18 protein-coding genes and 2 tRNA genes are annotated in these 20,001 nt (G+C 43.0%); 14 read left to right on the forward strand and 6 right to left on the reverse strand.

Annotation, left to right across the window (positions count from 1 at the left end; translation table 11 throughout):
• The first annotated feature begins 19 nt into the window (after positions 1 to 19).
• The 6 genes from ACE2AL_RS02850 (at position 20) to ACE2AL_RS02875 (ending at position 6,473) form a co-directional block, all read left to right on the forward strand.
• Positions 20 to 1,513, forward strand: a complete 1,494-nt coding sequence (locus ACE2AL_RS02850) for an APC family permease (protein ID WP_206084471.1) — start codon at positions 20 to 22, stop codon at positions 1,511 to 1,513.
• Entirely contained in the window at positions 1,488 to 2,102 is a 615-nt protein-coding gene (locus ACE2AL_RS02855; RefSeq protein WP_241016849.1) for a DUF3156 family protein, read from the forward strand. The genes ACE2AL_RS02850 and ACE2AL_RS02855 overlap by 26 nt, the downstream gene beginning before the upstream one ends.
• A 58-nt stretch (positions 2,103 to 2,160) precedes the next feature.
• Positions 2,161 to 3,729, forward strand: a complete 1,569-nt coding sequence (locus ACE2AL_RS02860; RefSeq protein ID WP_375083955.1) for an alpha/beta hydrolase-fold protein — start codon at positions 2,161 to 2,163, stop codon at positions 3,727 to 3,729.
• A 181-nt stretch (positions 3,730 to 3,910) separates the two neighbouring features.
• Entirely contained in the window at positions 3,911 to 5,350 is a 1,440-nt protein-coding gene (gene phoA, locus ACE2AL_RS02865; RefSeq protein WP_206084473.1) for an alkaline phosphatase, read from the forward strand.
• A 218-nt stretch (positions 5,351 to 5,568) separates the two neighbouring features.
• On the forward strand, positions 5,569 to 6,099 hold the full coding sequence (locus ACE2AL_RS02870) for a GNAT family N-acetyltransferase (protein WP_206084474.1): 531 nt from the start codon (positions 5,569 to 5,571) through the stop codon (positions 6,097 to 6,099).
• A gap of 119 nt (positions 6,100 to 6,218) precedes the next feature.
• Complete coding sequence (locus tag ACE2AL_RS02875; RefSeq protein ID WP_206084475.1) at positions 6,219 to 6,473, forward strand: DUF1435 family protein; 255 nt, start codon at positions 6,219 to 6,221, stop codon at positions 6,471 to 6,473.
• Between the two features lie 97 nt (positions 6,474 to 6,570).
• Here the strand turns inward: ACE2AL_RS02875 and ACE2AL_RS02880 are convergent.
• From ACE2AL_RS02880 to rsmC, 3 genes are all read right to left on the reverse strand, one after another.
• Positions 6,571 to 6,656: transfer RNA gene (locus ACE2AL_RS02880), tRNA-Leu, on the reverse strand.
• 46 nt (positions 6,657 to 6,702) lie between these two features.
• Positions 6,703 to 6,788 (reverse strand) — tRNA-Leu (locus ACE2AL_RS02885).
• Between the two features lie 158 nt (positions 6,789 to 6,946).
• Positions 6,947 to 7,960, reverse strand: coding sequence for a 16S rRNA (guanine(1207)-N(2))-methyltransferase RsmC (gene rsmC / locus ACE2AL_RS02890; RefSeq protein WP_272538954.1), 1,014 nt, complete (start codon positions 7,958 to 7,960; stop codon positions 6,947 to 6,949).
• 131 nt (positions 7,961 to 8,091) lie between these two features.
• Here rsmC and ACE2AL_RS02895 point away from each other — a divergent pair, with 131 nt between their 5' ends.
• Both ACE2AL_RS02895 and rimI read left to right on the forward strand, forming a co-directional pair.
• Positions 8,092 to 8,502: a DNA polymerase III subunit psi gene (locus tag ACE2AL_RS02895; protein WP_206084477.1), complete on the forward strand. Its 411-nt coding sequence runs from the start codon at positions 8,092 to 8,094 to the stop codon at positions 8,500 to 8,502.
• Positions 8,471 to 8,923 (forward strand): ribosomal protein S18-alanine N-acetyltransferase, encoded by a 453-nt coding sequence (rimI, locus tag ACE2AL_RS02900; RefSeq protein WP_206084478.1) that lies wholly within the window; start codon positions 8,471 to 8,473, stop codon positions 8,921 to 8,923. The genes ACE2AL_RS02895 and rimI overlap by 32 nt, the downstream gene beginning before the upstream one ends.
• Before the next feature lie 87 nt (positions 8,924 to 9,010).
• On the opposite strand, the gene ACE2AL_RS02905 is transcribed toward rimI, so the two are convergent.
• A complete protein-coding gene (locus tag ACE2AL_RS02905; RefSeq protein ID WP_206084479.1) occupies positions 9,011 to 10,564 on the reverse strand; it encodes a BCCT family transporter in 1,554 nt (517 codons plus the stop codon).
• A 321-nt stretch (positions 10,565 to 10,885) separates the two neighbouring features.
• Between ACE2AL_RS02905 and ACE2AL_RS02910 the strand changes: the two genes are divergently transcribed.
• The 3 genes from ACE2AL_RS02910 to ACE2AL_RS02920 are packed head-to-tail and all read left to right on the forward strand — an operon-like array spanning position 10,886 to position 14,453.
• Positions 10,886 to 12,016, forward strand: coding sequence for an aromatic ring-hydroxylating dioxygenase subunit alpha (locus ACE2AL_RS02910; RefSeq protein ID WP_206084480.1), 1,131 nt, complete (start codon positions 10,886 to 10,888; stop codon positions 12,014 to 12,016).
• An 18-nt stretch (positions 12,017 to 12,034) separates the two neighbouring features.
• A complete protein-coding gene (locus ACE2AL_RS02915; RefSeq protein WP_349415717.1) occupies positions 12,035 to 13,486 on the forward strand; it encodes an NAD-dependent succinate-semialdehyde dehydrogenase in 1,452 nt (483 codons plus the stop codon).
• Positions 13,487 to 13,499: 13 nt separating this feature from the next.
• Positions 13,500 to 14,453, forward strand: coding sequence for a PDR/VanB family oxidoreductase (locus ACE2AL_RS02920; RefSeq protein WP_375083957.1), 954 nt, complete (start codon positions 13,500 to 13,502; stop codon positions 14,451 to 14,453).
• A 34-nt stretch (positions 14,454 to 14,487) separates the two neighbouring features.
• On the opposite strand, the gene ACE2AL_RS02925 is transcribed toward ACE2AL_RS02920, so the two are convergent.
• Positions 14,488 to 15,393 carry a helix-turn-helix domain-containing protein gene (locus ACE2AL_RS02925; protein WP_206084785.1) on the reverse strand — a complete coding sequence of 302 codons (906 nt, stop codon included), beginning with the start codon at positions 15,391 to 15,393 and terminating at the stop codon, positions 14,488 to 14,490.
• Positions 15,393 to 16,340 carry a LysR substrate-binding domain-containing protein gene (locus ACE2AL_RS02930; protein WP_206084483.1) on the reverse strand — a complete coding sequence of 316 codons (948 nt, stop codon included), beginning with the start codon at positions 16,338 to 16,340 and terminating at the stop codon, positions 15,393 to 15,395. Before ACE2AL_RS02930 ends, ACE2AL_RS02925 begins: the two co-directional genes overlap by 1 nt.
• Positions 16,341 to 16,441: 101 nt before the next feature.
• Between ACE2AL_RS02930 and ACE2AL_RS02935 the strand changes: the two genes are divergently transcribed.
• From ACE2AL_RS02935 to ACE2AL_RS02945, 3 genes are all read left to right on the forward strand, one after another.
• A complete protein-coding gene (locus ACE2AL_RS02935; RefSeq protein ID WP_206084484.1) occupies positions 16,442 to 17,506 on the forward strand; it encodes a tartrate dehydrogenase in 1,065 nt (354 codons plus the stop codon).
• 202 nt (positions 17,507 to 17,708) lie between these two features.
• The gene (gene prfC, locus ACE2AL_RS02940) at positions 17,709 to 19,298 is read left to right on the forward strand and encodes a peptide chain release factor 3 (protein ID WP_206084485.1); all 1,590 of its coding nucleotides are present in this window, start codon (positions 17,709 to 17,711) and stop codon (positions 19,296 to 19,298) included.
• Positions 19,299 to 19,495: 197 nt separating this feature from the next.
• The gene (locus ACE2AL_RS02945; RefSeq protein WP_206084486.1) at positions 19,496 to 19,906 is read left to right on the forward strand and encodes a BON domain-containing protein; all 411 of its coding nucleotides are present in this window, start codon (positions 19,496 to 19,498) and stop codon (positions 19,904 to 19,906) included.
• Positions 19,907 to 20,001: the final 95 nt, after the last annotated feature.

The following is a 20,001-nucleotide window of genomic DNA, read 5'->3' on the forward strand; positions in this document are numbered from 1 at the left end:
AGAGCGAGAGGGAAGCAAAATGAATTTATCCTCAAAATTAACGTCACATCTCGAAAAGGGGAAAGTTGGGTTCCCAACGACGCTGGCGAGTTCCGCGGGCTTGATTATGGCAAGCCCTGTTATCTTAACCGTCACCAGTGGGTTTGGTATTGGTGGCGATACGTTTGCATTAGCCGTGTTACTGAGCTTCATTATGATGCAGGCACAGCTCACCACTTTTTCAGAGGCCGCGGCGATTTTACCCACCTCTGGCTCCGTGTATGACTATATTTCTTGTGGTATGGGGCGCTTCTGGGCTATCACTGGTGCATTATCAGCGTATTTGATTGTGCATGTCTTTGCGGGAACCGCAGAAACTATTCTGTCGGGGATTATGGCGTTAGTGAACTTTGAGCACCTGAATACGGTACTGGAAACCAGTAATTCGTCTTGGATGGTTGGTGTGGGTTTAGTTGTCACTTTCGGTATCTTAAATGCTTTTGGTATTGAAGCGTTTGGTAAGGTTGAAGTGGTATTGACTTTCGCCATGTGGTCAACACTGGTGATCTTTAGTATTACAGGCTTGATGTTACCGTTTAACGTACCGATGGAGGGGTGGTTTGGTGCAGAGCTAAATATCTCTGATCCAACACTGGTTTTAAGTTTTGTGGGTATGGCGATGTTTATGTTTGTTGGTTGTGAGCTTGTCACACCAATGGCGCCAGAAATTAAAAATTCCGCCAAAGTGATCCCTCGCGCCATGACAACGGGTTTATTCTGCGTGGCCTTATGTATGGTGCTGTTTGGTGCTGCGCTGGCCAATCAAGTGGAAAACGTGGTGGTTGACCCACAAACAGGCACGCGCTTATTGGAAACACCGATGGCAATCCCTGCGTTTGCAGAGCGAGTCATGGGGGAATTTGGTAAATACTGGATTGGTGTCGCACTGTTATTAGCGGGTGGGGCAACCATTAATACACTGATGGCTGCTGTGCCGCGTATTTTATATGGCATGGCACTAGATGGTGCATTACCGCGCATCTTCACGTATTTGCACCCACGTTTTAAAACACCCGTATTCGGTATTTTAGTGGCTGTGATGATCCCATGTTTACATGCTTTTGCTATCCAAGGTGATCTTGACCGTATTATTCCTCTGGTGCTAGCGGCAGTGTGTTCTTGGGGAACTGCGTATTTATTAGTGACTATTTCCGTGGTGCTATTGCGTATTCGCCGCCCTGATTTACACCGAGCTTACCGCTCGCCGTTTTTCCCAATTCCTCAAATTATTTCGAGTGTCGGGATTATTTTAGCGATTGTGTATATCACACCGCCAGGTATGAATAAGTCTGATGTGTATATTCCGTTTGCGATAATGTTAGGTTTAACGGCCAGTTATGCACTGATTTGGACAGTATTTGTTCAGAAGGTCAATCCGTTCAAACCCGTTGATGTTGAAGTTGTTCTGTCTAATTCATTTAGAGATGAAGAAAATGAGGAGGTACAACTTGAGCCATTACGTCACCTCGCCTAAACCTTCGCTATTACAGCGATTGGGAGGCTTAACGAAAAAACGGTTACCAACAGGTTACCAAGCCGGGTTAACGTTAAATCGAATTGAGCGGGATATGGCGCCTTATCCATGTGAGTGGAGAGCACCAGGCGTGCTCCTTATTCTGCCGCAACCTTCGTTGACCATTGACGTCACTGAGCGCGTTAGAAAACTCTTCCTCGCGTTTATTGTGTACAGCCGTTTTTCAGTGTCAGGTTTTTGTGATGAAAATTTAAATGCAAAAATTGTCGTGAAAACGCGTGGTAGCGTGAGAAAAAAACACATTCATTTTGTGTCGAAGCAACCCGATGGGCAAAAAGTGATTGGTTGGCTGAATGCTTATCCAATTATTAGAGAGACACTGGAAGAGTTAGATTTTAATTCATGCCAAATAACTTTGAGCCATGGTCACTGGCGTTGTGAAATCGAGCCCTTTACCGCATCGGAACTTGTTAGCCGCGTTCCAGCAACAAGGCGTTACTTGAAAATAGCGCCAACGCAGCGATACCGGTTACTCAGTTCACTTCAGCTGATTAACCAATTGATGGAAAAACATACCGCTACCCATTGAGTTTAAAAAGGTTTTTTGATAGTAATAATTATTATCAGTTGACTCCTTGGAATTAGATGTGAAATCTTTGCCGCTTTTAGGTTGTATTTTGTTTTCCTGTGCAGCGATGGCAACGCAATCTGACTGCATTCGTTTAGGTGAGCTTTCTTCTGTGGAAGGCGTACATGATAGCGAAGGCCATAGCTGCGTTTATTTTGAGGCTTTGCAGCAAGATTTTATTAAGCAGCGCGGTGAGGGGTTCTCTCAGGTTGTTTTATTAAATGCTGACAAGCAGCCTGTCCGTGTATTACAGGCATATGGTTCCGACAAAGAACCGCATACAGCTGATTACATCGTGCCGACAAATGGTGTGTATTACCTCGATTTACAAGGCTCTCCAGGTAAATCATGGCAATTACAGTTTGATGTGAGTGACTATCAGCCTTTAGAGATTAAAAAAGATAACGAGCACATTAGCCCTAAACTACAAAGCCTGCTCAATGAACATTATCATCATGGTGATACTAATGCGTTTTGGCAGGAGGTTGCCAAGCAAGGGACGCCGCTTATTGAAGACCTTGCAGGTCGACAAAAACGAGCGACATTTTTATGGCGCGGAGCAAAGTCCAATGCGTATATTTTAGGAGCGCCTTCGGGTAATCATGAAAGAATGGCGCAAATAGAAGGAACGGATATTTGGCACCGTTCCTTCATCATTCCAGCGGATACATTAACTCAATATAAAATTGCCCCTGATATCCCTACCGTACCTGAAGGCGGTTTTGCACAGCGCAAAGCCATTTTAGTCACCGCCCAGGCTGACCCTTACAACTCACAAAGTATCCCTTCTGGCTCAACGGATAAATATAATCGCTTTTCCTTGCTATCACTGGCACCGAATATTCGCCAGTGTCAATTTCCTGCTATTGAAAAAAAACACATTCAAGGGCAGTTAGAAACCTTTACCTTATCTAGCCAAATTTTGAATAATGAGCGGCAAATTACGGTATACCGCCCAAATATTCAGATGAAACAGCCTGCGTTATTGGTACTTTTGGATGGGCAAATCTATCTTCATACTTATCAAATGGCGAAATTTTTTGATAGCTGGATGAACGAGGGCTCTCTCCCACCAATGAATATTGTGTTTGTCGACAGTATTAGCTCTGATAGGCGTGGCGAAGAACTGCCTCCGAACACGCTTTTCCCGCAATTGCTGGTGGATGAATTAATGCCGCAATTGGCGAAAAAAGGTATTGATGCGAAAGCGGAACATACCATTATTGCTGGATCAAGTTTTGGAGGGTTAGGGGCAACGTGGAATGCACTACAACACCCTGAAATATTTGGCAATGTGCTGAGTATGTCAGGGTCTTATTGGTGGGCGCCAAAAGGGGAAGATCCTGAATGGTTAATCAGTGAAATAGAAACGATGCCACCGAAGCCTATTCGCTTTTTCCTCGAAGCAGGCTTATTTGAGCAACGAGGAAGCTGGGGCGGGATCATTCAAAATCATTATCAGTTATTAGAAGTGTTGAAACATAAAGGTTATTTAGTGGATGCCATTGAATTACCCAGCGGGCACGATTATGTTTCTTGGTGCGAAACATTATACGAAGGCACTAAACAACTGTCTTCTCAGTGGTAATAGCGCGTTAATTTCAATAAAAAAGCAGCGGATAATGCGCTGCTTTTTTCACATTTATGACAATCGTCTTCATTTCGCCATAAAAGCGTCATTCAACTGTCATCTGGTTACTTTAGCATGCCTGTCATTATTTGAAGCATACTTCCTCTTTTTTCATTATTGATTGGCAAGGAAAACAGTTATGACTGGTAATTTTATGAAATCCCTTTTAGCTGTCACAGTCAGCACATTAATGTTAGGTAGCACCCTTCCAGCTTATGCAGCGGATAAAAATGATGCAGTTTCAGAAAACCGCGCAGCACAAGGTGATATCACCAAGTTTGGTGGTGCACGTCGCTTAGCGACCGAGCAAACGGATATCATGAAAGCCGCATTACATAATGGCAAAGCAAAAAACGTGATTTTATTTATTGGTGATGGCATGGGTGATTCAGAAATCACCGTTGCACGTAACTATGCAGAAGGGGCTTCTGGATTCTTTAAAGGTATCGATGCATTGCCAATTACAGGGCAATATACGCATTATGCGCTAGATAAAAAGACGCAAAAGCCTGATTACGTCACAGATTCAGCGGCATCCGCTACAGCATGGTCTTCTGGGGTGAAAACCTACAATGGGGCTTTAGGGGTAGACGTCTTTGGTAAAGACCACGAAACATTAATTGAAATCGCTAAACGTAACGGTAAAGCGACAGGTAACGTGACGACCTCTGAGATCCAAGATGCAACGCCAGCGGCGCAATTCTCCCACGTGACGGCACGTAAATGTTACGGCCCAGAAGAAACTTCAGAAAAATGTGGAACCAATGCCCTTGAAAATGGTGGTCGTGGTTCGATTTCTGAACAGTTATTGGTAACCCGTGCGGATGTGACGTTGGGCGGTGGTGCGAAGAGCTTTAAACAAGAAGCGAAAGCGGGTGACTATAAAGGTAAGACGCTTGAGCAACAAGCGATTGAGCGCGGTTATACTATTGTGCGTGATGCGAAGTCGCTGAACGATATAAAACTGGCAAACCAAGACAAACCTCTACTTGGACTATTCCACGATGGCAACATGACAGTCGCGTGGGAAGGGCCAAAGGCGGTGCACTATGGCAACATCAACAATGCTCCGCTGGAGTGTAAGCCGAATCCAAAATTAGATCCAAACGCACCAACGCTAGCGCAAATGACGCAAAAGGCTATTGACCTGTTAGAAGTCAATCCAAATGGTTTCTTCTTACAAGTTGAAAGTGCATCTATCGATAAACAAGATCATAAAGCCAACCCATGCGGCCAAATTGGTGAAACGGTTGCTCTTGACCAAGCGGTTCAAGTGGGCTTAGATTTCGCGAAAAAACATGGTGATACATTAGTTATTGTGACTGCTGACCATTCACATTCAAGCCAAATTATTCCAGAAGGCACGAAATCAACGGGGTTAACTCAAGCGTTGATTACCAAAGACGGCTCTGTGATGGTGGTGAATTACGGTAACTCTGAGGAAGATGATTCACAAGAGCATACTGGTGCTCAGCTGCGTGTTGCGGCTTATGGTCCACACGCTGCGAATGTGATGGGTCTGACTGACCAAACCGATTTGTTCTTTACCATGCGTGATGCAATGGGATTGAAGCAATAAACCAACCCTGTAGTGTAAATTCTCCGCAATATGGATGTTGTGGGGAATTTTTTATTTTATGTTCCCATCTCTTTTGAATATCTTGCTTTTATTTCAACCTTGCCTTAATAGCTTATTGAAATGGTTGAACTTATTTTTTTATCGGTTATCTTGGAAAACAAATTCACCTGATAATAATAAAGAGCGTTTATATTGGCGCTGATAATGAGAATAAGATCATGAGAGAAATCCGCGAATTACAACGAGATGAAATCCCTTCTGTTTGGTCAATCGATCGCACTGAATTAATTGAACACCTTTATTTACACCAAGAGGGCAAACTGGTGCTTTCGAAGCAGCGCTTTGATATGAAAGGCTGGCCAGAAGGCGAGCCCGAGGCTTATACCCCACATTTATTAGACAGTTATGACCAAGGTGCTATTTTTCTGGGTGTCTTCGAACAAGGAAAAATCATTGCGGCTGCAAGCGTGGATAATATTTGGCGAGGGGAGCAAAAGAATTTACTGCAGTTATCCTTTTTACACGTGAGCCATGCATATCGAGGCAAGGGGATTGCGGGAATGTTATTTCAACAATGTGTAGATATTGCGACTCAAAAAGGGGCGAAGGGGCTGTATATCTCTGCAACGCCATCTGAAAATACGGTGCATTTTTACCAATACATGGGATGTGGTTTGATTGAAACACCAGACCCAGAGCTGTTTGCCCTGGAACCAGAAGATATTCATTTTGTTTATTGGTTTTCTTAAGTTATCTATTTTGTAAAAATCGTGTTAATTTAGGGGTGTTTTCGCAGAAAAACGATTGAAATTTACTAAAAATTAGATATGATTGATAATCATTATCATTTAAGATTATTGAGGTCACTATGCCAACTAGCATATCAAAAACCGCAGGTTTACGGCGTATAGGCGCTGGCCTATGGGGTGTCTTTGCCGTGGTATTGCTAAGCATTGCTTATGTCCTCAGCAATATGGGTTTTGATAACCTAAGAGTGGTGATGATCACTATGATGATCGCAACGGCGGGGATGTTATTTAATCGCGGCTCTCGCCGTTTATTGATTATTCCAGCTGTAGTTTCATTACTGTGCTTTTTGATGGCTTTTGTGTTGCAAAGGTAGTTTGATTTGCGAAAGTGTTAATTGAGCTGAATGCAATCTGGGAAGATTTCAGAAAAATGCGCGCAAGGCTGCTGGGGAAATAACATTCATTGACCAGTGGTGCGAAAGGGGGGACTTGAACCCCCACGTCCGAAGGACACTAACACCTGAAGCTAGCGCGTCTACCAATTCCGCCACCCTCGCAATACTGTTTCGTCAATGCTGAACTACTGTGTTTATCTAAAGTTAGTGGTGCGAAAGGGGGGACTTGAACCCCCACGTCCATAGGACACTAACACCTGAAGCTAGCGCGTCTACCAATTCCGCCACCCTCGCAATGCCAAATCTAACTTTTCTTACAGCGATAATACGCAGCGGATTTTAGGCTAATTTTAGCGGACGTCAATATTTTTTTAATCATCTATTTTTTTTTGATTAAAAAACGGCCAGCCTATGAGGCTGACCGCTAAATTGCACGATAATAGGGTCATTAACTAGCGTTTCGTGGCTTGGTATACCTTGAATTTACCTGTTTTTGCTAGCACTTCATGGCTACCAAAGGCTTTATCTAATAAGTCTGGGTAAGGTAAAAATGCATTGGCAACAATGCGCAAGTGACCGCCTTTTTTCAGGAATTTAGGGGCTTGGTAAATCATGTTTTCAACGGCACTGTAGCTGGTGTTTAGCCCATCATGGAAAGGTGGGTTAGAGATAATCCAATCGAATTTGTCGTGAATATCTGAATAGGCATCACTTGCAATGACGACTCCCGTGAGTTTGTTCGCTTCAAGTGTTGAGGCTGCGGAGTCTAATGCGGAGGCGCTAACATCGCTTAACGTCAGCTTAACATCAGGGTTTTGCGTTCCAATGACGGTTGCAAGAACACCATTACCACAAGCGAGGTCGAGAACATCGCCTTTCATTGGCTCTGTTAATGTTGAAAGCAGTAAATCACTGCCGATATCTAACTCATTATGACTAAACACGCCAGGTAGTGCATTAATTCTAACCGTATCAAGATCATAGTGACGCCACCAGCGTGCAATATCAAAGGTGGTTGGTTGCTCTAATTCACCATAATACAATCCACAACGGCGGGCCGAGTCGATTTTTTGTAAGGTCGCGATACCTTCCATGATGGATTCTGCGCTTTTGACGCCACTGCGGTTTTCGCCAACAATAAAAATTTGACTACCCGCAGCAAGATGGGTGCACAGATCGTCCAGTTGGAAGCAAGCTTCTTGTTTATTTTTTTGCCAGAAGTAAATCAATGTATCGCAAGGCTGAATAAATTCAGCGGGTGTGGTTGATGAAAATAAAACCATTTCGCCCATCAAAGGCTGCAGGTTTTTCCAACGATGGTATTGATTTGTTACGACGCGAACACTTGCTGCTTCGAGAGTGGCAGCCAATTCATCCTGAATGTCACCAGCCAAAATGACATGACGATCCGTAAAATGCTCAAGATGGCGCTGGATAACTTCACTGGCCGGTGTCAGTAATGACATATTCTGTCAATCTCCTAAAATGATAAAAACTGCTAACACCATACCAGAAATGCGAGAAATCGCATTGCTCTGTTGGCGCTATTAATCCCCTTTGATAAGATGGGGTTGTAAAATAGCGACTGGAAAAATAAATGACACGACGTGACAGGCTTTTAGAACAAATGGGGATCACTCAATGGATGGTGAGAAATCCAGCTGTGTTACGTGGTGAACGTGGTGTCAGGATCCCAGCGTCGACTAAGCTTATTATTATTACTGATGAGAACCTTGATTTAAATAGCCAGCTGTTAAAAGATATTTTTCTTTCAATGCGAATTGCACAAGATGATGTGGTTTGCATTAATTCTGAGCAGCTGAATTTAATCCCAACACCAATAACAATTCCTTGTTGGGTTCTCGGGGGGGAAACCCATCCAGAAGGTTCAAAAATGACGTACTTTTCACCTGTTTTGTCTGAGCTTATGACGAGTATCAGCGCCAAACAGGCACTATGGAAACAAATTTATCAATATGATGAAAATTTCAACACTAAAGCAATCTGATCTTGCTACTGCCTTCTTAATTGAGAAGTTAAGCCATGATTTTCCATGGACTGAGCGAGTTTTTTATGGGAATCAAGGGGAAAAGTATCATAACCTAAAAATTTCTATTAATAATCAGATTGTTGGTTATGCGATAACGCAATGTGTTCTGGATGAGGCAACACTATTTAATATCGCTATTCACCCTGATTACCAAGGCAAGGGATATGGGCGTTTATTGCTAGAACAGTTGATTAGTGAGCTGATGAATAAAGGCATTATGACGCTTTGGTTAGAAGTCCGAGAATCAAATGCTTCTGCATTGCATTTGTATGAAAAGCTCGGTTTTCATGAAGTCACTGTACGAAAAGACTATTACCCTGCTAAAAAAGGCCGAGAAGACGCATTAGTCTTAGCGCTCACACTGTTTGGCTCCCAATAGTTGCTCCTGAAAGCGAGTAAAAAACCCCAGCACATACCAAATGTTCTGGGGTTTTTATTGTTGAGCGACTATAAATTCATTTTTTAACTATTTTTCGGGTAATACAGGTTCATTGGCCATTGAGAGATCTTCTTTTGTCTGTCTTTGGACTGCGACCTGTGCATTCACTTCTTCGTTCAGCCCTTTATAAGTGGAATAACACATTAACAGCATCATCATGGAAAGAGGGACTGCCATAGCAACTAGCGCTGATTGTAATCCTGATAACCCGCCCGTCATGATGAGTACAACCGCAATCGCGGCAATCACAACACCCCAAATTGTTTTGGTGATGTGGGATGGGTTAGGATTACCATTTTCACTGACCATGCCCAAAACAAACACCGCCGAGTTCGCTGAAGTAATAAAGAAGATCAACACCAATGCAATGGCAAGTACACTAATGAAAGTAGATGCAGGGAAATAATCTAAGAATTTAAATAACGCTGATGTCACATCGGTTTTCACTGCATCCGCGAGTGCTGTTTGCCCTAAGTTTTGAATTAAATGAATAGCCGATCCGCCCATTACGGCAAACCATGCAAAGGCACTTAATACTGGAATAAATACTGCACCAATCATAAATTCTTTAATGGTTCGCCCTTTCGAAATACGCGCGACAAAGCTACCGACTAATGGTGCCCAAGCAATCCACCAGCCGAAGTAAAACAGTGTCCAGTTAGCAATCCAAGTACCGTCATTATAAGGCTCAGTACGAAATGACATACTGACAAAGTTTTGTACGTAATCGCCAATACCTTGGAACAACACTTTTAAGATGGTTTGAGTTGGACCAGAGATAAAGATAAATGCCATCAATGCTAATGCGAGGATGATATTCAGGTTCGATAGGTGTTTAATCGCCCCTTGTAATCCAGAGATGGTTGATGCGATATAAACAACAGTGATAACTGCAATTAACCCAATTTGCACGTAAATGCTAATTGGAAGCCCCCATAAGTAGTTCATGCCACTGTTAACTTGCAGTGTACCAAACCCCAATGATGTGGCGATGCCAATCACAACGGAAAGCATCACTAACACATTAATTAGCTTACCGACAGAACCATAAATTCGATCGCCAATTAAGGGATAGAAAACGGAACTAATTGATGAAGGTAGCTTTTTTCTAAATTGAAAATACCCTAAAGCGACACCGACCAGTGCGTAACAGGCCCATGCGGAAACGCCCCAATGAAGGTAAACATACTGCATCGCTGATTTTGCGGATTGCTCAGTTGAGCCTTGGCCAATGGGTGGACTGATGTAGTAGGAAACAGGTTCTGCAACTCCCCAGAACATCAAGCTGATACCAATAGATGCGCTGAATAGCATGGCAATCCATGTCACCGTACTGTATTCGGGTTTATCGCTGTCATCGCCAAGACGAATATGACCGAATTTAGAAAAACCAAGGAACATGCAGAAACTAAAAAAGATAAAAACAGAGCCCAGAATGAACCAACCTAGGTTGTTATAGATAAAGCTCAGAGCAGAATGTGAAAATGCTTCCAGTTTGTCGGGGATAAATGCGCCCACACTGATGATAGCCAAGCTAATGGCTAACGACACGTAAAATACGGATTTCTTATGATTCATCATACCTCTTCTCCAGTTGCTCACTTATTTTTTGTCTTTTATGAGAGTTGGCTTGCAGGGAATGCCTGTTTATTTTTTAAGGGTACAGCTAATTGTGGTTACTTTGGGTTTACAGAGAATAGCCATGCAAAGATTGTGTAGTCAACAAGTAATTAACCAATTATTAACAGTTGGTTTGATTTAATATCATTTAACCGCATGATTTAATTATGAAATAAAATATTGTTTGAATATTGCGCAATATTTTGTTTGATCATTTATGCGATCTTCGTTAACATCCATAAAAAAGATGTTAACTATAAGTTTACATAAGTGAGGGCAATTATGAGCAATGCAGCTAAAGTCATTTCGATTAATGATCACCTTGATATTGATAACGCATGGACAATCCCTGCGCGTTATTACACATCTAATGATATTTTTGAATATGAAAAAGAAAAAATCTTTGCTAACTCATGGGTTTGTGTTGCCCACGTTAGTGAAGTTAAAGAAAAAAATTCCTATATCACCCGTGAATTGATCGGTGAAAGCTTAGTGATTGTGCGTGGTCGTGATGATGTTTTACGTGGTTTTTATAATGTGTGCCCACATCGTGGTCACCAATTAATTAGCGGTGATAGCGGTAAAGTTAAAAATGTAATTACTTGCCCTTACCATGCGTGGGCTTTCAAACTCGATGGTCAGTTAGCGCATGCGACAAACTGTGAAAATGTGAATAACTTTGAGTCTGATGCGATGTCACTTAGCAGCTTTCATGTGATTGAACATGCAGGGTTTATTTATGTGAATATGACCGTGGGTGAGCCGCAACCGATCGAAGAGCAATTACCTGGCCTCGCTGAAAAAATGCAAGAAGCTTGTGCGGTGATTAGCGATTTAAAATTGGCAGCACGTTTTGTTAGTCATACGCCAGCTAACTGGAAGACCATTGTTGATAACTATATTGAATGCTATCACTGCCCTACCAACCACGTCAGTTTCGCCAGTTCTGTGGATGTGAATGTTTACGAGCACCAACTTCTGGATAATTGGACGGTACAAATTGGTAAAGCAAAACCGTCTGAATCTTCTTATCAGTTTGATGAATCCGTTTTAGACCCGCGCTTCTTTGGTTTTTGGATTTGGCCAAGCACCATGTTCAATATGCCGCCAGGAGGAGACTTCATGACGGTTATCTATGAGTTCCCTGTGAACGCTGGGGAGACCTTGCAACACTATGATATTTATTTCCTTAATGAAGAATTGACTGAGTACCAGAAAAACTTAGTGGAATGGTATCGCACCGTGTTCCGCCCAGAAGATTTGCGCTTAGTTGAAAGTGTTCAAAAAGGGCTGAGATCGCGGGGCTACCGTGGTCAAGGACGCATTATGGCCGACAGACAACGCAGTGGGATCAGTGAGCACGGTGTGGCGCATTTCCACAAAATTGTTGCTGGTGCACATACCGAAGAATAATGAAAGGAGCCGTCACATATGCAGACAGTCACTCACCCGACGCTTTTTCGTCAGTCTTGTTATATTAATGGGCAATGGGTTGATTCAGATAAAAAAATTTCTGTGACGAATCCTGCTGATCAATCTGTGCTGGGGACTATTCCCAGCCTAACGGCAGCACAAGTGGATGACGCTATTGAACAGGCTTACGGTGCAATGGAAAGTTGGAAACAATTGACCGCGAAAGCACGTTCGATCATTTTACGCCGTTGGTTTGAGTTGATCGAAGCCAATGTTGATGATCTTGGCCTGATCATGACCCTCGAACAAGGTAAGCCGCTGCACGAAGCTAAAGGAGAAATTCGCTATGCAGCCTCTTTTATTGAGTGGTTTGCGGAAGAAGGTAAGCGTGTGTATGGGGAAACCATCCCCCAAACTGTTGGTAGCAACCGTATTTCAACGATAAAACAGCCGATTGGTGTCTGTAGCGCTATCACGCCGTGGAATTTCCCAGCGGCGATGATCACGCGAAAAGCCGCCCCCGCTTTGGCCGCGGGTTGTAGCATCATTATTAAGCCTGCAACAGAAACACCTTTTACTGCTCTCGCATTAGCGCAGCTGGCGGATGAAGCCGGTATTCCAGCAGGGATATTTAACGTCATCACTGGGGATTCTCGAGTTTTAGGGGAAAGGCTGACAAAACATGAGCTTATCAGCAAGTTTTCATTTACAGGTTCAACACAAGTCGGTCGTGTGCTATCAGAACAATGTGCATCAACCATCAAGAAAACGTCGTTAGAGCTTGGCGGTAATGCACCGTTTATTGTGTTCGAGGATGCGGACATTGATAAAGCGGTGAGCAGTGCAGTTCAAGCGAAATTCCGTAATGGCGGCCAAACCTGTGTTTGCGTAAACCGTTTCTACCTTCATGATGCTATTTTCGACGAATTTAAGACCAAGTTTGTTGCAGAAGTCGCCAAGTTGAAAGTTGGAAACGGGGCGGATGCTGGTACAGATATTGGACCAATGATTACCACGCGGGCTATTGAAGGCATGAATGCACTATTGCAAGACGCATTGGCAAAAGGTGCAAAACAGTTGGTATTGGGAAATGAAATCAAAGAGCAAGGTCATTTTTTTAATCCAAAAGTGCTGGTGGATGTTGATGATTCGATGGACATTGTGCACGAGGAAATCTTTGGACCTATCGCAACGTTGATCCGCTTTACTGATGAAAATGAAGTTATTACGCGAGCAAATAATACCATTTATGGACTCGCGGCTTACTTCTTCTCCCGTAATGTGAACCGTGTTTATCGCGTCGCTGAAAAACTGCAAAGTGGCATGGTGGGGATCAATACAGGGTTGATTTCTAATGAAGTGGCACCATTTGGTGGGGTTAAACAATCAGGGCTAGGTAAAGAAGGGTCTCGATATGGTATTGAAGACTACTTAAGTATCAAATACCTGTGCTTAGATGTCGGCGAATAAGAGGGACGCGGTGATGAGCCAAGAAAAAATTGCAGTGAATGTCAGCCGAATCGAACAAGTGAGTTCAACCGTTAAAATGTTTGAATTTGTTGCCCAAGAGGGAAATTTCTTGCCTTTTAGTGCAGGCAGTCATGTCACTGTATACATGGGGGAGCAAACGGGCTTACAGCGCGCTTATTCGCTGATTAGCGACCCAAAACATAGAGGCAGTTACTGTATTTCTGTTTTGCGTGATGAAAACTCGAAAGGTGGATCGGCATTTATGCATGAGCAGCTGTCTGTTGGCGATTGTATTCATCTTTCACCTGCTCAAAATTTTTTTTCCCTTGAACAGGATAACCAGTGTAAGCACTTGCTAATTGCTGGGGGGATCGGTATCACACCGTTTTTGTCTTATTTGTATGAATTAGAGCAAGGCGGTATGGACTTTGAGTTACATTATTGCTTTCGCGATGTGAAAACCGCTGCGTTTGTCGAGCATTTACAAGAGCGTATTGGCTCACGCTTGCACCTTTATGATGGCAGCCAAGGGCAGAGGATGCCTGTCGAGCAATTGATTCAGTCCCAACCTTCGTCTAGCCATGTGTACGTGTGCGGCCCTCAATCATTAATTAATGAGGTGATTGAAAAAGGTAACCAATACTTAGGGGGATCACAGGTACATTTTGAAAACTTTGGTGAAGTCGCCAGTGAAGGGGATTCTTTCGAAGTTTACTTTCAACGTTCAGGCTTTAGCTTAGAAGTTGGCAAAGATATGTCTATTTTACAGGCTATTGAAGCGGATAAGCGCATCAATGTGGAGTGTTTATGTCGTAATGGGGTTTGCGGAACCTGCGAAACCGCGATCCTTGAAGGCGAAGCTGATCATCGTGACCACTATTTAGATGACGATGAGAAAGCAGAGCAAAAAACCATGATGTTATGCGTATCTAGGGCAAGAAGTAAGCGTTTAGTACTTGATTTATAAATTCATTCCCCCACCGTTGTTTGTGGGGGAAGTATTAAATTGGTTTGAGTTCAAACATCAAAAAGGGTTGGTTTTCATCATTAAAATGTTGATATGCAGTAATTTGTTTATCTTGAAACACAATTTGTCCACGGCCTGTTTGGCACACTTCTTCTAGCCATGTTTTGTGATTAATGATGAGTTGGTACAATAAACGTTGCAGTTCGAGGTAGTCAATTTCAGTGGATTGGCTACTTAAGTTACTGGCAAGAATTTCACCAGCTTTGTCAGTGAAAGCGACTAAGTAATTGAAGTGGGAGAGTAAAACATCAAAATAGCACTTAATTTTTCGTAGGCGTAATTCGCTATTCTTGCGTTCGGTATTATCAAGGCTGATCCCAACCAATTTAGTGACTTTACCATTTGGCCCTTTAACCCCTGTGGCGCGAGAAGTGATCCAACGGTACTCGCCTTCCCAGTTAATTTTAAAATCCATCTCATGGGCACCGCCTTCACGAATGATTTTTGAGTAACCATTCACCAGCTTCTCTTTGGACTCAGGCGCCATCAATGCCCAAAAATCTTCATTAGTCGTAATTTTAATGCCATAAACGGCTTCGACATTATCTGAGTAGTTCAATTCCCCTGTGAGCAAATCCCACTCCCACGTTACGATATCGGCAGATTCTTGCAGGTGCACTTCGTTGATGTTACGCATCACCCCTGCATTGGTGACCGTGATTTGGTTGTTCGTATATTCGCCGTATTTTAACCAAATTTTATCGACATCCAGTAACGTTGCCAATTTATCAAGGTTGTCTTCGTCGATCATACCACCTTTTGTCCACTTATTGACGGCGGTTCGGGAGACGCCAAGGGCTTGTGCCGCCTTAAGTTGGCTCATTTTCTTTTGTTTGAGTAATTTTAATAAACGTTCTTTGAATGTCTCAGTTTCTGTCATCAATTGCTATCAACCTTTACTGAAGGTGTTGCCATAAATCCATTTTGCAAATGGGTCGCAAGGTATTGTTCGAGATTTTCAATGAAAACTCTAAGATTAGCACTTGTTCGAATACTTCTCGAATAAACGGCATAAACATCTGCGGTTTGGTACCATTCTGGGAGAACACGCACTAACTGTCCAGATTCTAATTCTGGCAAGACGCTCCACAATGATCGTAGTAGGATGCCTTCCCCACTTAAACACCATTGCTTTGCAACCTCACCATTATTCACGGTGAGTTGACTGTTTGGGCTAACGGTCATACTTTCTTGGTTGTGGGCTAATTTCCACACCGCGGGGGCTTGATTGCGTTCTTTAATCGCAATACAAGAATGTTTTTGTTCAAGTTCTTGTGGATATACTGGATAGCCATTTTTTTCTAAATAGCGAGGTGCGGCACAGAGTATGCGTTGATTGGCAGCGATACGCCGTGCAATAAACTGATCGGAGATAGTGCCTCCGATACAAATATCCACATCAATGTTTTCATTAATAATATCGACGGATTTATCTGTTAACGTCAGGTCGATAGCTAATAAAGGATACTGAGCGCGTAATGATAGGATAAACGGATTGATATAAGTGCTGCCAAACCCTGTGCTACAACTGATCCGCAGTGTACCACGAATTTCTTCACGGCAAGCATTGAGCGTTTCTTGCATATGTTCAAGTTCCGCTAACATCAATTCGCTGCTGCGTAGAATAATTTGCCCTTCATGCGTGAGTTTAATTGAGCGTGCACTTCGAAAAAATAGCGTTTGCCCAAGATTTTCTTCCAACAGTTTGATTCGTTTAGAAATATAGGCAGGTGAAACCAATAGCTGTGCTGCCGCTTGAGAAAAACTCATTAAGTGGGCGACAGTGACAAAAACGCGAATGTCCTCTAACGCAGGGAGCTTGTTCATAGTTTGTAAACCTAAGGATTACAGTTCATGTCTATACTTTATCACAGCAATCCCTAAACTGGAGAAAAACACACCTAATTCATTTATCAGAGGTTTTCACCATGTCACAATTCAACATAGCGGTTATTCCTGGCGATGGTATTGGTACGGAAGTGATCCCCGAGGGGTTAAAAGTTTTACAAGCCGCAGCAAGCAAACACAATGTAAAACTCAACTTTACACAATTTGATTGGTCATGTGAAACCTATCACCGCACTGGGCGTATGATGCCAGAAGACGGTTTAGAACAACTGAAAAAGTTTGATGCGATTTTTCTTGGTGCTGTAGGTTTCCCTGGTGTACCAGACCATATTTCGTTATGGGGTTTATTGTTGCCTATTCGCCGTGCATTTAACCAGTATGTTAACCTGCGCCCAGTTCGCTTATTTGATGGGATCAAATGTCCACTGGCGGATAAAAAACCAGGGGATATTGATTTTTATGTGGTGCGTGAAAACGTAGAAGGAGAATACTCTGCTATTGGTGGTATTCAATATGAAGGCACTGAAGATGAAATGGTGCTGCAACAAAGTATTTTTACCCGCAAAGGCACTGACCGCATTTTAAAATATGCGTTTGAATTAGCGCAAACTCGTGAGAAAAAACACCTGAGTTCAGCCACTAAATCTAACGGATTATTCCACTCCATGCCGTATTGGGATAGCCGCGTGGCAGAAATGGCAAAACACTACCCAGAGATTAAAGTCGATCAATTTCACATTGATATTTTTGCGGCAAATTTAGTGCGCATGCCAGAGTTTTACGATGTGATTGTTGGGTCAAATTTATTTGGGGATATTTTGTCTGATTTAGGCCCTGCTTGTACAGGGACCATTGCGATTGCACCGTCTGCCAATATCAACCCAGAAAAAGACTTCCCATCGATGTTTGAGCCAGTCCATGGCTCAGCCCCTGACATTGCAGGGTTAAATATTGCTAATCCAATAGGGACGATTTGGGCGGCAGCGATGATGATGCAACACTTAGGTTGCCCTGAAATGCATGATAGCATTATGGTTGCGGTGGAAACGGCGATCAAAGAGCGCCGTCACTTAACCCGTGATATGGGCGGTAATGCAAGTACTCAGGCGTTAGGCGATGAAATCACTCAATTGATTTTGTCGTAATCCGTTCGTTATTTAAGTCATTTTTATGTCACATCGGGGTATTGTTTTTGTCATACCTCGATGCTTTGATTGTTAATACCCCCAAGATCTGCGAAAATATCCGCCAATTATGTTTAACAAGACGGATTTGCACTGCTAAATGCTACATTAAGCTAAGACGCGTGCCACTATAAATCTGTATTCAGACGAAAAGAACGGTTAAATGACAGATCAGAATTTTCTACAGGAAGTTAGCACGCGTAGAACGTTTGCTATCATCTCTCACCCCGATGCGGGTAAAACCACGATTACAGAAAAAGTATTGCTGTTCGGGCACGCTATTCAACGTGCAGGTACAGTAAAAGGCCGTGGCTCCAATCAGCATGCAAAATCCGACTGGATGGAAATGGAAAAACAGCGTGGTATTTCGATTACCACATCTGTGATGCAGTTTCCGTACAATGATTGCTTAGTTAACTTACTGGATACCCCAGGGCACGAAGACTTCTCTGAAGATACCTATCGTACGTTAACTGCTGTTGACTGCTGCTTAATGGTTATTGACTCTGGTAAAGGGGTTGAGGATCGTACTCGTAAACTGATGGAAGTTACCCGTCTGCGTGACACGCCAATTCTGACTTTCATGAATAAACTCGACCGTGATATTCGTGATCCAATGGAACTACTGGATGAAGTGGAAAATGAGCTGAAAATTGCTTGTTGTCCAATCACTTGGCCTATTGGTTGCGGTAAGTTATTCAAGGGGGTTTATCATTTACTGCGTGATGAGACGATTCTTTACCAAACAGGTCAAGGTCATACAATTCAAGAAGTTCGTATCATCAAAGGGTTAAATAACCCTGATTTAGATGCGGCGGTGGGTGATGAATTGGCTGCACAATTGCGTGATGAGTTAGAGCTAGTTCAAGGCGCTTCCCACGAATTTGACCATGATGCGTTTTTAGAAGGGGAATTGACCCCTGTTTTCTTCGGTACCGCATTAGGTAACTTTGGTGTTGACCACATGTTAGACGGCTTGGTCGAGTGGGCGCCAGCACCACAAGCCCGCCAAACTGACGTGCGTGAAGTTGAAGCCACAGAAGAAAAATTCACGGGCTTCGTCTTTAAAATCCAAGCTAATATGGACCCGAAACACCGTGACCGCGTTGCGTTTATGCGTATTGTTTCAGGCACCTATGAAAAAGGAATGAAGTTACGCCAAGTGCGAATCAAAAAAGACGTGGTAATTTCCGATGCATTAACCTTTATGGCAGGGGATCGTTCTCAGGTCGAAAATGCCTACGCTGGGGATATCATTGGTTTGCATAACCACGGGACGATTCAAATTGGTGATACGTTCACCCAAGGTGAAGAACTCAAATTCACGGGTATCCCGAACTTTGCACCAGAGCTGTTCCGTCGCATTCGTTTACGTGATCCACTGAAGCAAAAACAGCTACTGAAAGGGCTGGTTCAGTTATCTGAAGAAGGTGCGGTGCAGGTGTTCCGTCCATTAACCAATAACGATTTAATCGTCGGTGCGGTAGGGGTACTACAGTTTGACGTGGTCGTTTCGCGCCTGAAAAGTGAATACAACGTTGAAGCGATTTACGAAGCTGTTAACGTTTCAACGGCACGTTGGGTTGAGTGCGATGATGCGAAGAAATTCGAAGAATTTAAGCGCAAAAATGAGCAAAACTTAGCCCTTGATGGCGGTGATAACTTATCGTATATCGCACCAACGATGGTGAACCTCAACCTGACCAGCGAACGTTACCCAGACGTTCGGTTCCGTAAAACACGCGAGCACTAGTCTTGTTTTTAACCCGCTATTTCATCATGAAGTAGCGGGTTATCTCTTCCTGATGCTCTTTTAGAGAGCCTTTTCCTATCTTTAAAACTATTTCATCAAGAATATTCTGTCTTTACCCTTGAACCACTTTATTTTTTCTGTTTTTTTACTTAGGCTAGTAACGTTAACTCGTTTACCACAGTGAAAGGAAGGTTCCTATGAAAAAGGCAATGCTATTAAGTAGTTTTACTGCTATTGGATTGAGCTTTGCACTCACTGCATGCAGCTCATCATCAGACGGCGCGCTGAAAAAACAAGCTTCTGAAACGTGGGACAGTGCGGCCAAAACCGTTGAAATGGCAGGTAAAGATACGGGGAATGCTATTTCTAGCGGCGCAAAAAATACGGGCGAATACATTGATGATTCGGCAATTACTGCAGATGTGAAAGGAAAATTACTGGGCACCAAGGGAATTTCCAGCAATAGTGTATCCGTCAAAACTGTTAACGGTGTAGTCTATCTCTCGGGTTTTGTGAAATCAGCTGACCAAATCGATAAAATTACGCAGGTCGCTTCCCGCGTTAATGGCGTGAAATCTGTGCAAAATGGATTAGTGCTTGCTAACTAATCTGTAAATAAATGTCTCAATAGCCCGAATTGATGAATGTTTATTGTACAATGCCGATAGAATGAGCTTTCAAAGGGAAGCTCATTCTGTTTTTG

It is taken from the genome of Providencia xihuensis (assembly GCF_041953405.1).
Classification (GTDB): Bacteria; Pseudomonadota; Gammaproteobacteria; order Enterobacterales; family Enterobacteriaceae; genus Providencia; species Providencia vermicola.

Coding starts and splice junctions, on each gene's coding strand:
- prfC (WP_206084485.1), top strand. CDS start 17,709: ATGACAGATCAGAATTTTCTACAGGAAGTTAGCACGCGTAGAACGTTT.
- rsmC (WP_272538954.1), bottom strand. CDS start 7,960: ATGTCATTACTGACACCGGCCAGTGAAGTTATCCAGCGCCATCTTGAG.
- ACE2AL_RS02920 (WP_375083957.1), top strand. CDS start 13,500: ATGAGCCAAGAAAAAATTGCAGTGAATGTCAGCCGAATCGAACAAGTG.
- ACE2AL_RS02945 (WP_206084486.1), top strand. CDS start 19,496: ATGAAAAAGGCAATGCTATTAAGTAGTTTTACTGCTATTGGATTGAGC.
- ACE2AL_RS02935 (WP_206084484.1), top strand. CDS start 16,442: ATGTCACAATTCAACATAGCGGTTATTCCTGGCGATGGTATTGGTACG.
- ACE2AL_RS02910 (WP_206084480.1), top strand. CDS start 10,886: ATGAGCAATGCAGCTAAAGTCATTTCGATTAATGATCACCTTGATATT.
- ACE2AL_RS02905 (WP_206084479.1), bottom strand. CDS start 10,564: ATGATGAATCATAAGAAATCCGTATTTTACGTGTCGTTAGCCATTAGC.
- rimI (WP_206084478.1), top strand. CDS start 8,471: ATGATGAAAATTTCAACACTAAAGCAATCTGATCTTGCTACTGCCTTC.
- phoA (WP_206084473.1), top strand. CDS start 3,911: ATGACTGGTAATTTTATGAAATCCCTTTTAGCTGTCACAGTCAGCACA.
- ACE2AL_RS02850 (WP_206084471.1), top strand. CDS start 20: ATGAATTTATCCTCAAAATTAACGTCACATCTCGAAAAGGGGAAAGTT.
- ACE2AL_RS02925 (WP_206084785.1), bottom strand. CDS start 15,393: ATGACAGAAACTGAGACATTCAAAGAACGTTTATTAAAATTACTCAAA.
- ACE2AL_RS02870 (WP_206084474.1), top strand. CDS start 5,569: ATGAGAGAAATCCGCGAATTACAACGAGATGAAATCCCTTCTGTTTGG.
- ACE2AL_RS02875 (WP_206084475.1), top strand. CDS start 6,219: ATGCCAACTAGCATATCAAAAACCGCAGGTTTACGGCGTATAGGCGCT.
- ACE2AL_RS02915 (WP_349415717.1), top strand. CDS start 12,035: ATGCAGACAGTCACTCACCCGACGCTTTTTCGTCAGTCTTGTTATATT.
- ACE2AL_RS02930 (WP_206084483.1), bottom strand. CDS start 16,340: ATGAACAAGCTCCCTGCGTTAGAGGACATTCGCGTTTTTGTCACTGTC.
- ACE2AL_RS02895 (WP_206084477.1), top strand. CDS start 8,092: ATGACACGACGTGACAGGCTTTTAGAACAAATGGGGATCACTCAATGG.